Below are 20978 nucleotides of genomic sequence, written 5' to 3' on the forward strand. Positions count from 1 at the left end.
AGATGAGACTAACTATTGTTTTTATAGTTTTTGTAGCAATTTTAGCTCTTAGCATAAAGACATACAACTCTTTAGGAGTCTTGCCAACTTCACTACAAAGAGTTGTAGAGTCGCAAGAGTCACACTACTTTTATGACAAAAGAGGTAAGCGGCTAAACACAACTTACTTAAACCAATTTAACACCATAGATCTCTTAGAACTTCACGAAGTTGATCCTTTTTTTATAGAGGCACTTTTAGCATCTGAGGACAAAAACTTTATGAGTCATAGTGGAGTAGATTGGGGTGCTAGATCTGTAGCACTTTTTGAAAATATAAAAGCATTTAAAACAGTTCGAGGTGCAAGTACGCTTAGTGAACAAGTAGTGCGCATACTAATTCCACGACCAAGAACTCTACTTTCTCGTTGGGTTGAGGGTTTTGATGCTACGCGGTTAGAGAGTTATGCAAGTAAGTCAGAGATCTTACACTTTTACATAAACCAAGTTCCTTTTGCTGCAAAGAGAAAAGGTTTTAAACAAGCTGCATCTTACTACTTTGACCGAGATTTTGACACTCTCTCTCAAAAAGAGATCTTAGCTCTTATAGTCATTATTCGTTCTCCTCGTTGGTACGATCCTAGTAAGTATGAGAAGCGACTTCAAAGTGCTATTATGAACCTTGCAACTAGGCTTTATAAAGATGAGAAAATAGATGCAAATACTTTAGCGTCAATAGAAAAAGAGCCACTACAAAACAAAACAAAAGAGCTAGACATAAACGCACAGCACTTTCTCTCTTATGTAAAAAAAGATCTACAAGATAAATCTGAGAGCCAAATACACACTACACTAGATGGAGACTACCAAAGTAAGATCCAAAAGATTTTAGATACAAAACTAAACTCACTAAAGAAGAAAAATGTACAAAATGGGGCTGTTTTAGTAATAGATCATCATACAAATGAAGTAGTGGCGTGGGTGGTTGGGTTTGCAGGAAAGCGGAGTGCTTTTACAAGTTATGATCCCATAACAATACCTAGACAACCTGGATCTGCACTCAAACCTTTTGTTTATGCAGCTGCAATAGAAAAAGGTTGGCAGGCTACAACTATAATAGAAGATGCACCTTTATATGAGGGAGTGGGAACTGGAACTCATGGCTATAAAAACTATAGCAACATACATTATGGTTTAGTGAGTTTGCGAGAAGCATTGGGAAATTCTCTAAATATTCCAGCTGTAAAAGCGGTTGGGTTTGTGGGGGTTGAAGCCTTTATGAGCTTTTTAAATCGTTTTGGAGTTGAGAGTTTGCAAGAGCATCCAGACTATTATGGAGATGGCATAGCTTTAGGAAATGCAGAAATATCTCTACTTGAACTCACTCGTGCTTATGCTACACTTGCACGGATGGGAAGCTATAAAGAGATCTCTATATTTGCAAACAAAGCACAAAACAAAGAGAGAAAAAGAGTTTTACAAGAAGACATAGCTAGTTTAGTGGGAAATATTCTCTCAGATCCATCATCAAGAACAAAAGAGTTTGGCTACAACTCCATACTAAATTTTCCTCACCAAACTGCTATAAAAACAGGAACTTCAAGCGATTACCGTGACGCATGGAGTGTGGCATACGATGACAGGTACTGCATTGGAGCATGGTTTGGGAACCTAGACTTTTCTAAAATGGACAAAGTAACAGGAGCTAGTGGACCCTCAGATGTTGTGCGAATGAGCTTTTCACTTTTAAATGAAAACAGAGCCTTAGAGTCACTATATTTAAGTCCAAACCTTATAAAAAAGAGACAAAACATAGAAAATGAAAAGAGTGTAAAAACTGTAGATGAGTATATGATCGCAAGAGAAAATGTTATAGCACCATCTGAAAAAAAGAGTTCATTTATAGTTAGACAACCTAGTAAAAACTTACTACTTGCTAAAGATCCACGCATCCCAGACAAATATGAATACTACACATTTGAAATAGAAGAAAAGGGCGATATAAAAAGAATTGAGTGGTACTTAAATGACAAGCTCATAGCTACAACAAAAGGCTCTTCTTATGCATGGAGGGTAGAAAGAGGAAAGCATAAACTTGTAGTTAAGCTCCATACAAAAGAGCAAACTCTTACAAGTGAGGGCATCCTCTTTGAAGTTCTCTAAAGTGTAGGGCTAATAGAGAGGTTAGCAAATGCAACTTTAAACTTTTTGTATAATTTATACTCTATGATCACTGCAAAAACTCCTAAAACCGATAAAAATATGAGCATACTTGTTAGTTTAATACCAAAGTAGTCAAATATCATCGCAGTTACCGCACCGCCTATAATGGCAGAAGAGACAAAAAAAGATCTAACGATGAGGTAGTCTTTTATGTCTATTTCATTTTTCATAAAGTCAACTGTGTGGATCCTAGATATTTCAAAAGTTATGGCTTGAAGTGTAAATATACTCAAAATAACATATGTAAAAACTACCATATCATAGTTACAAAGCGAGTAGCTAATGACTTGGATAATATCTAAAATTATTATAAAAAGATAGATGTTATAGATCTTCACCTTTTTAAATAGAGGCTGTATCAAGCCATCAGTTGCACCAATGAGCATAAAAAAACTAATCATAAATACAGGTAGGTACAAACCTTCAAGTTTTGTGACATAAGGCATGATAACCCAATCTATGTAGGTTGTAACAAAAAGTACGATGATTTGAAGTTTTAAAAATTTGCTTTTGTTTAGTTCCGTATATATCTTTTTATAGTTCTTTATCGCCATAGTTTAACTCCATAACATAAGCGTCACAATCGTCTTTATAAAAAGCTTTTAAACTTTTTACAATTTTAAAACCATTTTTTTCATATAGAGATATTGCAACGATGTTATCTACTCTTACTTCTAAGATAAACTTTTTAAATTCTAAGATCTCAAGATGCTTTGAGGCTTTTTGAAGTAAAACTTTTGAGATCCCTCTTCCCCTAAAAGACTCTTTAACTCCTATGGAGTAAAGCTTTGCATCTTTTCTTTTTATAAGAATTAAAATGTATCCAGCAAGGACATCATCTACTTTTGCTAAAAGTAAAAGAGAGTTTTTAGCGTGGTAATAAAAAGAAGCTTTTGAGAGAGGGTAGTTTTTAGAGTTAAACAACTCTCTCTCTAAGTTGTATAAAGCACTAACATCAGATGTTTTGGCTTTGCTTATTTTCATTTTTGGTAGATTGTATATTTTGCAACTAGTTTAGATGGACGATATGACATTTTTACCTTACGAAGGTTTTCAAAACCCATATCATCGCCTACATTTATATATGTGATCTCATAATGATCTTTTAAGACTTTAGAGAACTCTCTAAATATAAACTGCGCACATCCCAAAACCTCAAAGTCTGTTTTTTCTATAATAACAGTTGCAGTGTCAAGTCTAATACGCTCTCCAACAGTAAAACCTTTTAATTCATCATTTATATAGATGACAATTCCAATTAAAGAGAGTTCTATATAGTGTTTTAACATCTGCTTTACTGCACTTCTCTCTTGATAGATCCCCTCTAAATAAACTTCTGCTTCTTCTTTTGGCATATATCTAACTCTATCTGATGTCCATTTATCAAAGAGATTCATGATCTCCTCTTTGTGTTTTACGCTATCTAGCTCTTCTATTTTGTAATCAGGATAGGATTTTATAAACTTATTTATCTCAGTTCTTTTTGTATGGTAACTATTCCCTTTAAGACCAATAAGAGCTTCAACCTCATAGATATAATCAACTAATTTTTTCTCAACTATATAAGACTCTAGCATCTCAAACATACTTTGAGCTTCATCAGCATCTTGTATAAACTCTTCTACCATCGAGCCTTGAACATAATCTATACGAGAGAAGTAGTGTGAAGAGTTGTTCGCATTCATGATCTCAAAACACTTTGTTATGGCATCTGTGATGTTCTTTTTCTTTCCCAAAGGAGGAAGTAGCATTGTAAGCTCGCCACCGGTCATAACAAAGAGACAAAAGCACTTATTTATAACAGCGTAAAACCCGCTAGTGTTTGCAAGCCATATAAAGTTTGCAGCAAAAGTGTAGTCACTAAGCTCTGCATCCACTTTTGTTAAATACTTCTCCATAATAGGCTTTGTATCTATTGTAAACTTCTTTAATTTTTTCCTATTAACAGTTAAATTTCCCACTTAAAATCCTTTTATTTTACATAAATAATATAAATGAAACTATACATCTTTTTTGGAATTTTGCAGTTGTAAAATGAAGGATATTTAGTTAAGAAATAAAGACAAAAATAGTTTGTGTAAGTGAATTTAAAACAACTATTTGTTTGCCTTTATTATAAAGAGGAAGGTAGTTGTTATTTTAAAATATCATGGAGTTTATAACCATCTTGCATGGTCTTGTTTACCTCACTCCAGTTCTCCTTCTCAATAGAACTCTTTAGCATCTTAAGTTCATCTTCAAAGAGTCCTATTGCTTCAAGAAGGTTTGTTTTATTTTGTCTAAATATATCTTCCCACATATTTGGTGAGCTTTTTGCAAGACGGCTCATTGAACGAAAACCACCAGCGGCAAGTGCTATAATGTTGTTTTTATTCTCTTGTTTCATAACGGTATTTGCAAGAGAATAAGAGATAGCGTGAGGCATATGAGAAATAAAAGCCGCATGTCTATCATGCTCATCTGCTTTTAAAAAGTATTTTTTCATACCTAGTGCTTTAAATATTTTTTTACTAACTTCTCTTTGGATCTCACCACTATCTTCTAAGTCACACAACACTACAACTTGATCCTCATATAGTCCTTCAATTGCTGCAGTTGGTCCATAGTTCTCTGTTCCAGTCATGGGATGTGCTGCTATAAAGTTTTTTCTGATGGACGCTGGAGTAGATGCAACTATTTTTGACTTTGTGCTTCCAAGATCTATGATGGTAGTTTCTGCTGAGACATTTTGTAGTCTTTGTAAAGCTTTAATGACTCCATCAACAGGAATAGCTAAAAAGATCACATCGTAATTATAAACTTCTTCAAACTTTACTATTTCACTAACAAGTTCAAGTTCAAGTGCGATTTTTTGATGCTCATTGTTATGATCACTTCCAACAATTTTATTTACAAAGTCCAATTTTTTTAGGCTCAGAGCTAAAGAACCACCCATAAGTCCAAGACCTACTATTGCTATATTCATTATTTATTCTTTTTTTGTGAAATTATACAAGAGTTTTTTGTGTTTAGCCTTATTTTTAAGTAAAAAACCTCTCTTTAAAAAAGTTTAGGCATAATTAAAGCCAATTATAAAATAGGATAAAAAGATGTTTGATAGCGTAAGTTTAAAAGATATAAAGACTATAGCAAAAGTTGCAGGCGATGAGATTATGAAGATTTATCAGAGAGATTTTGAGATCGAATATAAAGAAGATAGCTCACCACTAACAGAAGCTGATATCAAAGCCAATGAAATTATTTGTAATTCGCTTTTAAGTCTATATCCAGAGATTCCAATCCTCTCAGAAGAAAATAGTATAGTAGAGTATAAAGTCAGAAAAAAATGGAAGTATTACTGGTGTATAGATCCAATAGATGGAACAAAAGAATTTATCAAAAAAAATGGAGAATTTACTGTAAACATAGCCTTGATACATAAAGAAACACCTGTTTTAGGTGTTGTTTATGCTCCTGCACTAGATTTGATGTATGCTGCAAAAAAAGATGAGGGAGCTTATTTAAACGAGAAAAGATTACCTCTATATATAAATGAAAATAAAAAAGACAAACTTGTAGTATTAACATCAAAATCACATCTTTCATCTGATACTCAAAAGTTTATAAACTCTCTTGATACAAAAGAAGTTGAGCAGGTTTCAAAGGGAAGTTCGCTTAAACTTTGCATGGTTGCAGATGGAAGTGCTGATATATACCCAAGACTTGCTCCAACTATGGAGTGGGATACAGCTGCTGGGGATGCAATAGTGCGAGAAGCAGGAAGAATGAGTTATGATTTTAAAACAAAAAAGCCAATGATATATAACAAACAAGACCTTTTAAATCCTTGGTTTATCATAAAGTAACAAATGACAAAATTTATAGCCCGTGTAACTTATGATTAACCATATAAAAGGTAAAATCATCACTTATTTTATAACTATGGAACTTCAATGAGAATATTTTTAGCGATCCTGCTAACCCTACTTACAATAAACCTATCTGCTATGACTATAAAGTCTATTAATTATGTTGGAATGGTACACATTTCAAAACCTGTTGCTCTTAGAATGCTTGAGTTTGATGTTGGTGATAATGTTGATATAGAGACTGTAGATGAGGCTGTAAAAAAGTACTTTAAACAGGGCTACTTTGATGATGTTTGGGCTGATTTTGATGATGGCAAACTCACTTTTCATTTTAAAGAAAAAGCTATAATCTCAAAAGTTGAACTAAAGGGTTGGAAAGAGAGTGATAAAGATATCTTAGACACGGTTGTTCAGATCAAAAAAGGCTCACTCTATGACAAAAAGAGACTTCAATCTGCAAAAAGAAGAATACAAGAGGCGATAGCTCAAAGTGGAAAGATAGATAGTGTAGTTGAAGTTGAAGAAGAGATACTAGATAATGGAAGTGTAAAAATAACTTTCATAGTAAATGAAGGTGAAGAGATAGTTATCCAAAAGATAGATTACAGTGGTGTTTTAGGACTTGATAGTGATCTCTTTAATGATGTTTTAGCGAACAAAGAGAAGCAGTTTATGGGCTGGTTTTGGGGTAGAAATGATGGAGAGATGAAGCTTTTAGATCTCTCATACGATCCACTTAGAATCCGTGACTTATATATGCAGTACGGATATTTGGATGCAAAGGTTGATGAGCCATTTACTAGAGTAAACTTTGATCACTATTCAGCTGAAATGAGTTACCAAATAGAAGAGGGTGAAGTTTATGATATTAGTGCTATCTCAATACATCAGGTTGAGCATGTTGTAGATGAAGAGAAGATTAGAGAGATTATAAGCTTAGAGGTAGGTGAGCCTTTTAATATTAAAACTTTTCGCGATGATGCAGAGAAGATAAAAACACTTATCGCAGATCTGAGTTACGCTTTTGTTCAGGTTGTTCCTGATTTAAGAAAGAACAAAGATGACCATACTGTTGAAGTTGTTTTTAAAATCACGCCTGGTGATAAAGTAAAGATAAGAAATGTCATCATCTCAGGAAACAATAGAACACTAGATAGAATCATCAGAAGAGAGTTGTATCTAGGACCTGGTGATATGTACTCTTTGACAGATCTCAAAGACTCAAGAAACTCTCTTGGTAGAATGGGCTTTTTTGATGGAAATACCATAGAAGAAAAGAGAGTTGATAACTCCACTATGGATCTAGTCGTCAAGGTAAAAGAAGCACCAACAGGAAATATCCAACTAGGTGGTGGATATGGAAGTTATGGTGGGCTATTAGTAACTGTAGCTGTAAATGATAGAAATATTTGGGGTTCAGGTATAGATATGGGAGTTCAAGCTGAGAAATCTGAGAGAACTCAAAACTACTCCTTTAACATCTCTAATCCAAGACTAAATGATAGTGACTTTAGTGGTAACTTCTCTATATTTAAGTCATTTTACGAGTACAATGATTATAGTGTTGATTCTCAAGGTTTAAATCTTGGAATAGGGCATAGATTTACTAGACATATTAGTGGGTACTTAGGTTATAGTTTCTCTGAAAATAGCTATAGTGATATAGATACGAGTACTACACAACTAGATCCAAGATACTTTGAGAGTTATACAAAGAGCTCAATTCTTGTAAATCTAAAGTTTGACAATACAGATGATTATTACCTTCCAAGAGAAGGATATACTATAAGTCAAGGTTTTGAAAAGTCAGGGATTGGTGGTGATGCAGATTTCTTTAAGAGTAGAACTAATTTTGCTAAATTTACTGGCTTAGAAGAGTATGTAGGTTTTGATGCTATCTTTAGATATAAGGCTAGATTTTACTATGCAGAGGACACTGGTTATTTACCAATCGCAGATAAGTTTTACATGGGTGGTATGGGAAGTGTTAGAGGATATGAATCTTATTCAATCTCTCCAACTGAGGTAAGATCTGATGGAACTATTGCTAGAATAGGTGCAAAGCAAACTTTTTCTAACAATGTCGAGGTTAGTTTTCCACTAGTCCCAAAAGCAAAAATGAGACTTGTTACCTACTTTGACTGGGGCTTTATAGGTGATAGTTCTTTAGACGAATACTCTCGTGGAGGCTACGGATTAGGGTTAGAGTGGTTTTCTCCAGTTGGTCCTATTCAGCTTATGTTTTCAAAACCTTTGGCAAAAGAAGAGGGAGACAAAACTACAGCGTTTGAGTTTAGTATGGGACAGAGATTTTAAAGAGAAGCTAAGTAGTTGCAGGGAGATTTCATCCCTGTAAAGTTTTTTTTTATTCTCTTAATATTAAAGAATGACTTTTAGATTTTCTATAGTATCTAGTTTATTAAAGGACTCTTTGCATAAGCGAAGAGATTCATCTGCATTAATATTTAAAACTCCATCTTCAAAAATAAAATCATATTTTAAATTTCTAGGTCTGTGAGCTACAAGAGAGACGCTTAAAGATAGTATGAAGTTAAGAGCATTTAAAATATTTCTCTCAGGTAGAAGTTCTTTATATTTTTGCACATGAGAAGTTGTGGGAAGTTTCTTTTTGGCATATTTACAAAGGGTAGATATTAGAGTTATTTGTTTGTGCGTAAAACCATATTCCAACGCACTTTGAAGTATATAGTAGCTATGTTTATTTTTAGAGTAAAAATGAATAGAGTTACCACAAGGATATAGTTTTGCAGCAATACTCAGATCTCTTCTATAGATCTCATCAATACCAAGATGTTTGTGAGTAAGATCAAAGATTTTCTTCACAAGAAAGTTTAGCTGGCTAGCAATAGCTTTTTCACTGATATGAGAGTCTAAGATATATCTAGTGGAGACACTATAATGCTCAGGAAATCTATCTTTAGAGTTTCTAAGTAAATCTGCAAGAAACGCACCTTCTCTTACTCCAACACCACTAGTTATAATATCTTTTATAGAGAGTTTTTTTAAGACTCGTTGCAATATTAAAGCGCCTGGTTTTATAACATCAAATCTATCTGCTTTTATGCCTAGTTTTTTTAGTTCATCTTCTGTTGCATCTATAACTAGTGAGAGATAATCATCGAGCTCTTTGGCGTTATAACTAAAGGCATGAAGCTTGTTTAGTGGATGTTTTTTTCTTGCTAAAATTGCGCTAGATACTGCTCTAAAAGTTCCACCAATACCGATTAGTGTAGAGGCATTTAACGAGTCTAAAACACTTAATTTTTCATCTATATAGCTTATAGCTTCATCTTTTTTTCTATCATCACAAAAAAGTTCTTTTATCCTTACAGAGCCTAGATCTAGGGAGAGTGTGTTTGAGACATCTTTATCGTTTATAAGAGCAAACTCAGTTGAACCACCACCGATATCTATAGTAAGAGAGTTACTTTGAACAGGAAGAAGATTGGCACAAGCAATTGCACCAAGATATGCTTCTTTTTGTCCATCTATGATTTTTATGTTGAGCTTTAACTCTTTTTTTGCTCTATGTAAAAACTCTTTTTTGTTTGGTGCATCTCGCAGAGCTGAAGTGGCAATACAAAGAGTCTTTCTGGCTTTGTATGAGGCTATGATACTCAAGAAATCTCTTAGAGTGTCTAATGTTCTACTCATTGCAGCTTCACAGAGGTTTCCATTGTTTTGATAAGCATTTTGGGAGAGTCTAACTTTACTTTTAGACTCATTTAGTAGATGAAAGGCAAAACGAGAAGTTTTTTCATAAACAACCAACCTAATTGAGTTAGAACCTATGTCTATGACAGCTACTCGTTTTGACATAGAGAAGACTTTACTCTTCGTCTTTTAGATTTTTGTACTTAAATTGTAACTCAGCGATAGATTCTACATTGTCTTTATCTAAGACTATACAATCAACAGGACATACAGAAATACAAGCAGGTTCATCATATATACCGACACATTCAATACATCTATCTGGATCTATATAGTAGATTGGATCACCCTCTTCTATAGCTATAGTTGGACACTCTTCACGACATGCATCGCATGCAATACACTCATCATTTATTAGTAGAGCCATTCAAAAACCTTATATTTTATAGTAATCTTTTATATAAATTATTATCTATATATTAGTGTCCGATTTATATCAGATTAAAGCTTTATCTTCTTTTAAACTAACTAGCTTTTAGGAAGTATACATGACAATTTTGAGTTTAACTCTAATGATGAGACTGTTCCATCTACTCCATCTGTTCTGTTTTTAACACTTATTTTTGCACCTAGTGCATCAGCTGCACTTTTTGCCAAGAATAGACCAAGTCCTACACCAGATTTATTTCCCTGTCGCTTAAATGGAGCAAAAAGATCAACACTTTCATCTATCCCACAGCCTTCATCTATAACTTCTATAAGTAATCCAAATTCATTTTGAGAACTTTTTAGAGTCACAGCTCTATCTTTTAGTGTAAATTTTAGTGCATTTTGTAGAAAATTTTGAACTATTTGATTTAAAAGAGATACCTGTATTGTTGCCATAAATCCATCTGGTTCAAAGTGTATATGAAGATTTTTTCCCTCATTTTTAGCGAGTAAAACAAAATCATTTGCTTTTTCACGCAAAAGTGCTATCACATCAACTTCTATAGGTTTCTCAAGCTGAGCACCCTCTTGACGACCAATATTTAAAATATTTGAGACTATAATATTCATCTCATCTATAGTTTTATTTGTGACATTTAGAGCCTCTATATACTCCTCTGGAGTTCTTTTTTTTATGAGTGTAACTTGGTTTTTAAGCTTTATAACTGCTAAGGGAGTCTTTAACTCATGAGCAGTTCCGATGAAGAGTTCCTTCTGATACTTAACAAAGTTTTGTATCCTAGAGATAAGATGGTTTATAGTGCTTCCTAATTGCTCAAACTCTTGAGGTAACTCTTCTACTTTTATAGGACGCATAAGATGCTCGTTCATGTTTGAGAGCCTTAAACTAATGGTTTGAATAGGTGAGATAAGCATCTTTGAAAGGGTTATAGCATAGATGATTACAAGAATAAAACCTACTATATTTATTATAAAAATATAACGTAAAATCTTACTAAGAAGAAGTTTCGTAGAAGTTATCTTTTTAGTGATTTTTAGGTAGCTAAGTTCATCAAAATTAAAAGGATAGATAAGAGTCAAGTACGTTTGTTTGTTTTTTGTACTTTCATAAAGATCTATATCTTGATTTAATCTTTTAATTTGGATGACTTCTACTTCTATGCCAAGTAGTGCATCTGGAGTATCAGAATCTACATGAAAAAGAGATTGGTTATTTGCTATGTTTTTTGCGTATTGTTGTAATTCTTCGCGTTTTTCATCATATATAGAGTTCTCAATATAAAGATATAAAAATGATGAAAAGATAAATATTAATGACATAGATGCAAAGATGAGTTGAATGAGAAAGTTTATACGGATACTTCTTTTTAAAAACATAAATAAGCCTAGTGTTAAATGTGTGAAATTATATCTAAAATGAAGTTTTGGGAGTTAAATGATTTATCTAAATGAGCAGAAGCTCATTTAGTATAGTAGTTAGTGAATCTCTTTTGGAAAACAAAAACGATAACCACGACGACGAACAGTCTCTATAGTTGTTATTCCTAGAGGTTTATCCATCTTTTGTCTAATTTGGTTGATTGCAACTTCAATAACATTTGGAGTAACAAGTTCTGGCTCTTCCCAGATTGCGTCAAGTAGTTGCTCTTTTGAGACTATTTGGTCACGATGGCGAGCAAGGTGAGTTAAAACTTCAAAAGGTTTACCTTTTAGTTCTATATCTATCTCTTTATAAGTGATTTTTTCCTCTTCAGGGTTTATAATTAAGTCTTCAATCTCTATGATATTGCTTCCACCAAAACGAAGGCGAGCCTCAATACGAGCTATCAAAACATCAAAATCAAAAGGCTTTCTGATGTAGTCATCAGCACCACTTCTTAGAGCTTCTATCTCGCTCTCGTTGTCATCTCTTGCAGATAAAACTACTACTACTGTTTTTGGAGTGTTTGTTTTTATATCGCCGATAATATCAACAGAGTTACCATCTGGTAGCATCCAATCCATTAAAACTAAATCATAATTACGAATATCAAGATAGTACTCTCCATCTTTAAGAGTCTCTACTACATCGCTTTGGTAACCAAACTCTTTTAATCCCTCAGCTAGCATCTTGTTTAGTGTAACTTCGTCTTCTATAATAAGAATTCGCATCAATTTTTTCCTATAAGTGAATATTTGCGAAATGATATCATATTTTTAGCTAAGTTTAAAGTATTTTTCAATTATTTTTAATAATTCTTTAACTTATAATTAAGATTGGGGATTGTAATGTTTACTAACACTGACCTTTACATCCCTTAAAATCGAGGGTTTCGTGATTTTGATGTTGATACTATTTATGGCAGCGAATTCTTTAGTTAAGTTTAAATTTATAGCCTCAAGAGCATCTTCTATGAGTAAAAATTCACTTTTTATCATAAGATCTTTTACTTTTTGGACTATTTGAGCATAATTAATAAAGCCATTTTTATAGTTATACTCTAACAAAATATTTACTATGACATCCTGTGGTTTAATTCTTTCAAAATCCAAGATTCCAATAATGCACTCAAATTTAAGATCTTCTATATGTATAGTCATTTAAACTACTCTTGTTTCTTGTCCTTGAAAGAGGCGAATGATATTTGGAATATGTTTATAAAAAAGAATAAACACTATAAAAACAACAGGAGCATGAGCCATCTCTGGATGAATGATAAAACTAGCAACAAGAAGCGAAGCCACCGCAGTAAGTGAAGATATAGAAGAGATGCGGATAGTTTTAGCCCCAATAGCCCAAACTACAAGAGCGATGATGGTCTCAAGTGGAAGCATAAATGCCATTACACCCAAACCAGTCGCGATTCCTTTTCCACCCTCAAGCCCGAGATAGGGACTAAAACAATGCCCAATAACAGCCAAAACTGCAATAGCCCAAAGTGTAGCTTCACTCAATCCTACAAAGTAAGCAATAGCTAAAACCACGATACCTTTTAGAGCATCTAGTGCCAAAGTAGCAGCGCCTAACTTTTTTGCAAGGAGTGGATCTTTTTCTTTTACAACTCTTAAAACATTTGTAGCACCTATGCTTTTACTACCACTACTCTTAACATCAACTCCAGCAAACTTTTTAGCTAAAAGCAAGCCAAAAGGTATGCCTCCAACTAGATAAGCAACTATAAAAAACTGTACATTTGTATTTAGCAAAAATTCCATAAAAACCTCAAATATTAGTTGTGGTATTTTACTTTAAATATAGTTATAAGTTTATAAAATTCGATATAATCTTGAAATTAAAAACTAAGGGAAGTTGGTTGAAGTTTACTAATGAAGAATTAAAACAAAAAATTATTGAGTTAAAAAAGAAATTAGATGTGACTGTTGTTGCACATTTTTACCAAAGAGATGAAGTCTTTGAGATGGCGGATATCACAGGGGATTCGCTAGAACTTGCTATAAAGACAAGAGATGATAATGCTGCGTTTGTTGTCTTTAGTGGTGTTGGTTTTATGGGACAAAGTGTAAAAATACTATCTCCTCATAAAAGAGTTGTGATGCCAAAAGCAGCTTGCTGTGCTATGGCTAGAATGATTGACTCCATGTACTATGATGATTCAGTTAAGTTTCTAGAAGACCACGGGATTAAAAAAGAAGATATTATGCCCATTACCTATATAAACTCAAACGCTGATGTAAAAGCAAAAGTGGGCGAGATGGGTGGTATGGTCTGTACAAGTTCAAATGCTAAGACTATTATTACAACTGCGATGGGAGAGGGTAAAAAAATCCTCTTTGTTCCAGATAGATGTTTAGGTCAAAACATAGCAAATCAAATGGGCTTAAGATCTTGTGTAATAGGAGATGGTAAAGATCCAAGCGATGCAGATATTATCTGTTATAACGGCTTTTGCTCAGTCCACCAACTATTTACTGTAGAAGATGTAAATTTTTACCGTAAAAAATATCCAGGTATCTTAATAGCGGTTCATCCTGAGTGTGATCCAGCAATTTGTAATGCAGCGGACTTTGTGGGATCTACTTCTCAACTTATAAAGTATATAAAAGAGTTACCACTAGATCAGAAGGTGGCAGTTGGAACAGAATTTAACCTTGTTAATCGTCTAAGATCTAAAAACACATATGTTCTCTCATCTACAAAACCAGAGTGTCCAACTATGAATGAGACAACTTTAGAAGATTTGTATCTAACGTTAAAATCAATAGATGATGGTGAGCCTCTAAATGAGATTTTGATCGATGAGAAGACCCAAAAATGGGCAAAAATTGCACTAGAGAGAATGTTAGCACTATGATAAAAGAGTTTGTATTAGCCACGCTAAAAGAAGATATAGGTCGTGGAGATTTATATGCAATGGTAGAGGCAAGTGTAGATGCAAAGGCTAAGATTATAGCCAAGAGTGATGGGGTTGTAGCTGGAGAGCTTTACTTAAATGCGCTTAGTGAGGTCAAAAATTTTGAGATTATCTGGCATAAAGGCGATTCGCAAAGTTTTGTTTGTGGAGATGTTATAGCCACACTAAGTGGAGACTCACACACAATTTTAAGCATAGAGAGAACATTTCTCAATATGCTCTTACACGCAAGTTCAATAGCCACACTTACGAAAAAATATGCAGATATAGTAAAACCTTACGGTGTCAAACTGCTTGATACTAGAAAGACTAGACCGCATCTAAGAGTCTTTGAGAAGTACGCCACAAGAATCGGCGGAGCGGTAAATCATCGTATGGGTTTAGATGACTCACTTATGATAAAAGACACTCACTTAAAGACTATCAAAAACTTAAAAGACTACATCGCAAAAGCAAGAAAAAAAATCCCCTTTACTGCAAACATAGAAGTTGAAGCTGAGACTTATGAAATGGCAAAAGAAGCAATGGAGAGCGGTGCTGACATTGTAATGTGCGACAATATGTTACCTGAGAAGGTAGCTAGAGTAGTAGCTTTTAGAGATGAGAATTTTTCTCATATTTTACTAGAAGCTAGTGGAAATATCTCACTTGAGACAATAGAGGCTTATGCTAAAACTGGAGTAGACGCCATAAGCAGTGGAGCGCTAATCCATCAAGCTAATTGGATAGACTTGTCAATGAAGATTGATTGAGATTTAAATGGCAGATGATGCACAAATAACAGAAGAGTGTTACCATTTGAACAAAAAAGGAACAAGTCCCTTTTTTTACGTTAATCGCTATGATACTAAAGTAAAACCTATCTTAGGTTTTTTGTGTGTTCTTCTAGGAGACTTAAATGGCTGATGATGCTGAAAAAACAGAAGAACCCACCTCCAAAAAGATAGAAGATGCCAGGAAAGAGGGGAATGTTCCAAAATCTCAGGATGCTTCTGGAGTTGTAACTCTTTTTGTGGCTATATTAGCCTTTTTGATGCTTTTTCCTTATATGGCTGCACATGTTTTAAGTCTCTTTAAGTACTACTTCTCACTTGTAGGAACTCCATTAGATAAACTTTTTATGCTAGATATTGCCATTGTAACTATAAAAGAGTTTCTCTTAATCATTATGCCAGTAGCAATTTCAGTTGCTGTGGCTGGTGTTGTAGCAGCTCTGTCGCAGTTTGGTTTTTTGTTTACTATCAAAGCTATTGAGCCAAAGTTTAGTAAGTTAAATCCAATCAAGGGGATGAAAAATCTCTTTTCACTTAAAAAACTAATAGAAGGTATTAAAATTACTTTTAAGTCTTTTACAACTTTAGGTATTGGTTTTGTATTTTTCTTTTACTTTATACTTGAACTCCCAACAGTTGCACTTTTTGGTCTAGGTGATCAACTCTTATGGCTTAGAGATAAAGCAATTATTCTTGCTTTTGTTATGCTTTTTATTATTTTTGTTTTTGCAATTATAGATATTATTATTGTTAGAAAACAATATTTTGATGGACTGAAGATGAGCAAACAAGAGATCAAAGATGAGATGAAAAATATGGATGGAGATCCATTGGTAAAAGGAAAAATTCGCCAAATTCAGATGCAAGCAGCAAGAAAGAGAATGATGTCAGAAGTTCCAAATGCTGATGTAATCATTACAAATCCGACTCACTACGCTGTAGCATTAAAGTATGAAGAGTCAAAAAGAGCACCATTTGTGGTGGCTAAAGGTATGGATAATATCGCTCAACAAATTAAAAAGATAGGAAGAGAAAATGGTGTCCATGTCTATCAAAACCCTCCATTAGCAAGAGCTCTGTATAAGGATGTTGAGATAGATAAACAGATACCAGAAGAACTTTTTGCAGCAGTAGCTGAAGTTTTAGCGTATGTTTATAAGATGAATAAAAAATAGTGTACAATCCCAAATGTGCAATAAGATAAATATTTTAAACAAAATAGCAAAAGCAAAAAAAGTAATGATAGTTACAGATGCAAAAAATCTAGCTCTTTCTTGTGCTTTATACACTTATGTATTGATGCAACACAAGAGTGTTAGTCTTATTTGTGAAGATGAGAACTTAGATGCAAGCCTCTCTTTTTTACCGTGGTTTGAAATGATTAAATCAAAAAAAATCTTAAGTGCAGATCTTACTATAGAGATGGATTTTACTTCTTTAGAGTTTTTTACATATTTAAAAGGTAAATCAGAGAAAATCAACAAAAAAATGGCTACAGCACTCTATGCTAGCTTACTTCAAGAGAGTGAAGGCTTTTTAATTCCTGATGCCAATGGCATGGTTTTTGCTATGGCTAAGGAGCTAATAGATATCGGCGCTGAGTATAAACTTTGCACAAAAGGCTTACTTCAAACAAAGTCTCTTGCACTCCTTAGACTAAAGTCTTTAATGTTTAAGTCTATGATATTACAAAACAACGCAAAAGCAGCAATCTTTACAATACGCGATGATGATTTGAAATCAAGCGGAGCTAGTATAAAAGATTGCGATGAGGTTTTAAAAGAAGCACTACATCTTCCTTTGGTAGAGCTTGCAGTTCTTTTAGATAGTAAAAATGAAATTATAAAAATTAAGGAAAGATAGTTGTCAAAAAGAAATTCTTCACTGGGTGTTAAGCTGATATTGGCTTTGATAGTAGTAGCGGGCATTTATGTCTATTCGTCTTCAATGTTTGAGAGAGAAACCCCAACTATAACAATGAAAACAAATAATTACTGGAACTTGAAAAAACCACTAATGATTGAAATAGATGATGCAAGTGGCATCAGATCGTATAGTGTAGTTTTAAAAACAAAAGATGAGCAAAACACTCTTCATCATGAAAAACTAATAGTTCCAAAAAAACAGATTCAACTCGAAGTTGAGCCTCCTAGAAGTGCTTATGGTATGAAAGATAAGAGCATTAAAGTAATAGTTGAAGCGACAGATTCTAGTAAGTGGAATTTTTTAAAAGGCAACAAAGTTGTAAAAGAATTTGAATTAAAAGTTGATAAAAAAAGACCAGAACTCTCAATAATTAGCCACTCTTATAAGATAACAAAAGGTGGTTCTGCTCTTGTTATATTTAAAGTAAATGATGATAACTTAAAAGATATATATATAGAAACAAGCTTTGGTAAAAAGTTTATACCACAACCCTTTTATAAAGAAGGTTACTATGTTTCGTTGCTTGCATGGCCTGTAACAGAACAAAATTTTAAAGCAACGATAGTTGCAGATGATTATGCTTCTAATGAAAGTAAATCATACGTACCACTATATATAAAAGAAAAAAAATACAGAGTCTCAAATATAAAACTAAGTGACAACTTTTTAAAAGGAAAGATAGCAGAACTAGCAGAGGAGTTTGTTGAGACTAGGGGAGTTAGTGATTCTATAGCTCAGTTTAAGCTTATAAATGAAGATGTAAGATTTAAAAATGAGAAGTTGATACATGAAATAACTTCAAAAGTCTCAACTGAGATGATAAGTGACTTCAAAATAAATGAGATGTATCCCTTGAAAAATGCACAGGTAGTTGCTTCGTTTGGAGATCATAGAAAATACTCTTATCAAAATGAATATATAAGCGAATCGTATCATTTAGGTTTAGATATGGCAAGTAATGCTCATGCAGAAATAAAACCACAAAATGGTGGAGATGTAGTCTTCGCTGATTATAATGGGATCTATGGTCATATGCCAATAATTTCTCATGGTTTAGGACTTTATACACTTTATGGACATTGTTCTAGTGTAAAAGTAAGTGTTGGTGAAAAAACTAAAGTGAAACAAAATATAGCAAATACAGGTAAAAGTGGTTACGCTATGGGAGATCATCTTCATTTTGGTGTTTTAGTTCAAGGTATAGAGGTTCGTCCTGCTGAGTGGATGGATAAAGAGTGGATGAAATTAAATATACAAGATATAATAGATACAGCAAAAAGTGTTATAGATAGAAGCTAAAGTAGCTTTTTACTCAAAGGATAAAAATGACAAACTCACTCATTTTACAAAATAATATCTCGCCGATAGGCGTAGCTTCAGTGAGAGGAATTGAAGAGGGACTTGTTCCTCTTCAAGGAGACAGAGATAGTAACATCTCGCCGGTAGGCGTAGCTTCAGTGAGAGGAATTGAAGAGGGACTTGTTCCTCTTCAAGGAGACAGATAATATGTATCAAACTACTATAAAAAAACCCGTAGAATTAGTTGGAATTGGATTGCATAAAGGAACACCTGTTCGTCTGAGGTTAGAACCATTAGAATCAAATAGCGGGATTATTTTTTATAGAAGCGATGTTGATGTAGCTATTGCACTTATTCCAGAAAATGTTGTAGATACTAAAATGGCTACAGTTATTGGTAAAGATGGAGTTGTAATCTCTACAATAGAACATATGCTCTCAGCTGTTTATGCTTATGGAATTGATAATTTAAAAGTTATTGTAGATGCAGATGAAGTTCCAGTTATGGATGGAAGTAGTGCCAGTTTTTGTATGCTTTTAGATGAAGCTGGCATACAAGAGTTAGACAAACCAAAAAAAGTTATGCGGATTAAAAAAGAAGTGATTGTTCAAGAGGGTGAAAAGTATGTAAAACTATCTCCTTCACCTGATCTCAAATATGACTTTACTATTAAGTTTGCACATCCTGTCATCAAAAAACAAGAGTATGTCTTAGAATTTACAAAAGAGAGTTATAAAAAAGAGATAGCAAGAGCTAGAACTTTTGGATTTTTGCATGAAGTCCAGTATCTTCGTTCAAAAGGTTTAGCTCTTGGCGGAACTCTTGAAAATGCAGTAGTATTAGACGATAAAAAGATTTTAAATCCTGAGGGTTTGAGATTTCCTGATGAATTTGTAAGACATAAAATTCTTGATGCTATAGGTGATATGTCTTTGATAGGGATGAACTTTGTAGGCAACTATGAGGCAATGGCTGGAAGTCATGACTTAAATCATAAGCTAACATTAGAACTACTTAGCTCTGCTGAGAATTATGAAGTTATAGAGCTAGTTGGAGAGAAAACAGCTGAGCTTGAGAAGGCATATGCTTGAGAGATGTAGATGTTGTTTTAATAGCTCTCTCTTCGCCAATACAAGTTGGGATCTATGAAGATACAAAGCTTATAGAGACTATAGAGAGTCATGAGAAAAGTTCGGAAGTTTTACCAAAGATATATCAAGATATTTTTAAAAGATTTCATGTAAAAAAGCTCTTCTATGCAAATGGACCTGGAAGTTTTATGGCTATAAAAGTAGCGTATATATTTTTAAAATCACTTAGTATTTTAAAAAATATCCCACTTTTTGCTACAGATGCTTTTTATTTTAATAAAAATGAACCTATAAAAGCGATTGGAAAGCTATGTTTCGTTAAAATTTCATCACAAATTACGACTCGTAAGTTAGAAATAGCACCAATAATGGAGTTTAAGCTCCCAGATCTGCTTGAGTATAAAGAGTTTAGCACAACAGTTACCCCGATTTATGGCATCGGTGCTGTTGGATAGGAAAATAATTGATAATAAGCGTACCAGGAACAAGTGCTAACTTAGGACCAGGATTTGACTCTTTAGGTTTAGCCGTTGATCTAAGAAACAAAGTGGAGTTTCATCCATCAAAGTTTTTTAGTGTTAGCATAAAAGGCGAGGGAGAAAATAACCCAAGACTAAAAGGTAATAACCTTTTTGTGAGTATCTTTAACGATCACTACAACAGACTAACTCAAAAAAAACAAAATTTTAAGTTTACTTTTTATAACCAGATCCCAATGTCTAGAGGACTCGGGAGCTCATCTGCTGTTATTGTTAGTGCAATTGCAAGTGCACATGAAGCAGCTGGAATTAGAGTCTCTAAAAGAAGAATTTTAAATCATGCGCTTTTTTATGAATCACATCCTGATAATATTACTCCTGCTGTTATGGGTGGATTTAATGTTGCAGCGGTGGAGAAAAATAAAGTTTTTTCACAAAAAAAACATCTTCCATCATATATAAAGGCAATAGTAACTATTCCAAACAAGCCTATAAATACAGCAAAAGCTAGAACACTTTTGCCAAAATCTTACTCAAAAGAGAATGCAATTTTCAATCTATCTCATACGGCACTAACTGTTGGAGCTTTTTTCAATGAAGATTGGGAGATGTTAAAACTCGCCACTCAAGATAGATTTCATCAAAAAGCTAGAATGAAAATTTTGCCAGAACTTTTTTCTGTTCAAAAAACAGCTTATGAGAGTGGGGCCTTGATGAGTACACTCTCAGGGAGTGGCTCGACATTTTTCTCTATGGCATATGATGATGATGCTGCAATGATTGCAAACAAGCTAAGTCAAAAATTTTTAGATTTTAATGTGAAAATTTTGGATTTTGATAACGATGGATTGATAATAGAGAGATAATCTCTGTTAATTCAAGT

General features: G+C 33.6%; 22 protein-coding genes. 12 read left to right on the plus strand and 10 right to left on the minus strand.

Going from position 1 to position 20978, the window contains the following annotated elements; all coding sequences use genetic code 11:
* Window positions 1-2 precede the first annotated feature (2 nt).
* Window positions 3-2141, plus strand: a complete 2139-nt coding sequence (locus M0Q24_RS01690) for a transglycosylase domain-containing protein (protein WP_295046334.1) — start codon at window positions 3-5, stop codon at window positions 2139-2141.
* Here the strand turns inward: M0Q24_RS01690 and M0Q24_RS01695 are convergent.
* From M0Q24_RS01695 to M0Q24_RS01710, 4 genes are all read right to left on the minus strand, one after another.
* Entirely contained in the window at window positions 2138-2755 is a 618-nt protein-coding gene (locus M0Q24_RS01695; RefSeq protein WP_295046336.1) for a hypothetical protein, read from the minus strand. The genes M0Q24_RS01690 and M0Q24_RS01695 overlap by 4 nt on opposite strands.
* The gene (rimI, locus tag M0Q24_RS01700) at window positions 2736-3185 is read right to left on the minus strand and encodes a ribosomal protein S18-alanine N-acetyltransferase (RefSeq protein WP_295046340.1); all 450 of its coding nucleotides are present in this window, start codon (window positions 3183-3185) and stop codon (window positions 2736-2738) included. The genes M0Q24_RS01695 and rimI overlap by 20 nt, the downstream gene beginning before the upstream one ends.
* Window positions 3182-4162: a phosphatidylglycerol lysyltransferase domain-containing protein gene (locus M0Q24_RS01705; protein WP_295046343.1), complete on the minus strand. Its 981-nt coding sequence runs from the start codon at window positions 4160-4162 to the stop codon at window positions 3182-3184. Before M0Q24_RS01705 ends, rimI begins: the two co-directional genes overlap by 4 nt.
* A 173-nt stretch (window positions 4163-4335) precedes the next feature.
* Window positions 4336-5166 carry a prephenate dehydrogenase gene (locus M0Q24_RS01710; RefSeq protein ID WP_295046346.1) on the minus strand — a complete coding sequence of 277 codons (831 nt, stop codon included), beginning with the start codon at window positions 5164-5166 and terminating at the stop codon, window positions 4336-4338.
* A gap of 124 nt (window positions 5167-5290) precedes the next feature.
* Between M0Q24_RS01710 and cysQ the strand changes: the two genes are divergently transcribed.
* Both cysQ and bamA read left to right on the plus strand, forming a co-directional pair.
* Window positions 5291-6046, plus strand: coding sequence for a 3'(2'),5'-bisphosphate nucleotidase CysQ (gene cysQ / locus M0Q24_RS01715; protein ID WP_295046349.1), 756 nt, complete (start codon window positions 5291-5293; stop codon window positions 6044-6046).
* 87 nt (window positions 6047-6133) lie between these two features.
* Window positions 6134-8365, plus strand: coding sequence for an outer membrane protein assembly factor BamA (gene bamA / locus M0Q24_RS01720; protein ID WP_295046351.1), 2232 nt, complete (start codon window positions 6134-6136; stop codon window positions 8363-8365).
* 63 nt (window positions 8366-8428) lie between these two features.
* On the opposite strand, the gene M0Q24_RS01725 is transcribed toward bamA, so the two are convergent.
* The 6 genes from M0Q24_RS01725 to plsY all read right to left on the minus strand — a co-directional run bounded on the left by M0Q24_RS01725 (window position 8429) and on the right by plsY (window position 13369).
* Window positions 8429-9889: a Ppx/GppA phosphatase family protein gene (locus M0Q24_RS01725; protein WP_295046354.1), complete on the minus strand. Its 1461-nt coding sequence runs from the start codon at window positions 9887-9889 to the stop codon at window positions 8429-8431.
* A gap of 10 nt (window positions 9890-9899) precedes the next feature.
* A complete protein-coding gene (locus M0Q24_RS01730; RefSeq protein WP_295046357.1) occupies window positions 9900-10151 on the minus strand; it encodes a YfhL family 4Fe-4S dicluster ferredoxin in 252 nt (83 codons plus the stop codon).
* A gap of 101 nt (window positions 10152-10252) precedes the next feature.
* Entirely contained in the window at window positions 10253-11551 is a 1299-nt protein-coding gene (locus tag M0Q24_RS01735; protein WP_295046360.1) for a HAMP domain-containing sensor histidine kinase, read from the minus strand.
* Window positions 11552-11650: 99 nt separating this feature from the next.
* Entirely contained in the window at window positions 11651-12325 is a 675-nt protein-coding gene (hsrA, locus tag M0Q24_RS01740) for a homeostatic response regulator transcription factor HsrA (protein ID WP_295046363.1), read from the minus strand.
* A gap of 99 nt (window positions 12326-12424) precedes the next feature.
* Window positions 12425-12754, minus strand: coding sequence for a dihydroneopterin aldolase (locus tag M0Q24_RS01745; protein ID WP_295046366.1), 330 nt, complete (start codon window positions 12752-12754; stop codon window positions 12425-12427).
* Entirely contained in the window at window positions 12755-13369 is a 615-nt protein-coding gene (plsY, locus tag M0Q24_RS01750; RefSeq protein WP_295046369.1) for a glycerol-3-phosphate 1-O-acyltransferase PlsY, read from the minus strand. It lies immediately after the preceding gene.
* Between the two features lie 98 nt (window positions 13370-13467).
* Here plsY and nadA point away from each other — a divergent pair, with 98 nt between their 5' ends.
* From nadA to thrB, 9 genes are all read left to right on the plus strand, one after another.
* A complete protein-coding gene (gene nadA / locus M0Q24_RS01755; RefSeq protein ID WP_295046372.1) occupies window positions 13468-14466 on the plus strand; it encodes a quinolinate synthase NadA in 999 nt (332 codons plus the stop codon).
* A complete protein-coding gene (nadC, locus tag M0Q24_RS01760; RefSeq protein WP_295046489.1) occupies window positions 14463-15278 on the plus strand; it encodes a carboxylating nicotinate-nucleotide diphosphorylase in 816 nt (271 codons plus the stop codon). The genes nadA and nadC overlap by 4 nt, the downstream gene beginning before the upstream one ends.
* Window positions 15279-15424: 146 nt before the next feature.
* The gene (gene flhB, locus M0Q24_RS01765; protein ID WP_295046375.1) at window positions 15425-16474 is read left to right on the plus strand and encodes a flagellar biosynthesis protein FlhB; all 1050 of its coding nucleotides are present in this window, start codon (window positions 15425-15427) and stop codon (window positions 16472-16474) included.
* A 13-nt stretch (window positions 16475-16487) separates the two neighbouring features.
* Window positions 16488-17162, plus strand: coding sequence for a phosphoesterase (locus M0Q24_RS01770; RefSeq protein WP_295046378.1), 675 nt, complete (start codon window positions 16488-16490; stop codon window positions 17160-17162).
* On the plus strand, window positions 17163-18524 hold the full coding sequence (locus M0Q24_RS01775; RefSeq protein ID WP_295046381.1) for a M23 family metallopeptidase: 1362 nt from the start codon (window positions 17163-17165) through the stop codon (window positions 18522-18524).
* A 26-nt stretch (window positions 18525-18550) separates the two neighbouring features.
* Window positions 18551-18730 (plus strand): hypothetical protein, encoded by a 180-nt coding sequence (locus tag M0Q24_RS01780; RefSeq protein ID WP_295046384.1) that lies wholly within the window; start codon window positions 18551-18553, stop codon window positions 18728-18730.
* Window position 18731: 1 nt separating this feature from the next.
* Window positions 18732-19616, plus strand: coding sequence for a UDP-3-O-acyl-N-acetylglucosamine deacetylase (gene lpxC / locus M0Q24_RS01785; RefSeq protein ID WP_295046387.1), 885 nt, complete (start codon window positions 18732-18734; stop codon window positions 19614-19616).
* On the plus strand, window positions 19613-20071 hold the full coding sequence (locus M0Q24_RS01790; RefSeq protein ID WP_295046390.1) for a hypothetical protein: 459 nt from the start codon (window positions 19613-19615) through the stop codon (window positions 20069-20071). Before lpxC ends, M0Q24_RS01790 begins: the two co-directional genes overlap by 4 nt.
* Window positions 20072-20079: 8 nt before the next feature.
* Window positions 20080-20961 (plus strand): homoserine kinase, encoded by an 882-nt coding sequence (gene thrB, locus M0Q24_RS01795; protein WP_295046393.1) that lies wholly within the window; start codon window positions 20080-20082, stop codon window positions 20959-20961.
* Window positions 20962-20978: the final 17 nt, after the last annotated feature.

Source organism: Sulfurimonas sp., assembly GCF_023228785.1.
Classification (GTDB): domain Bacteria; phylum Campylobacterota; class Campylobacteria; order Campylobacterales; family Sulfurimonadaceae; genus Sulfurimonas.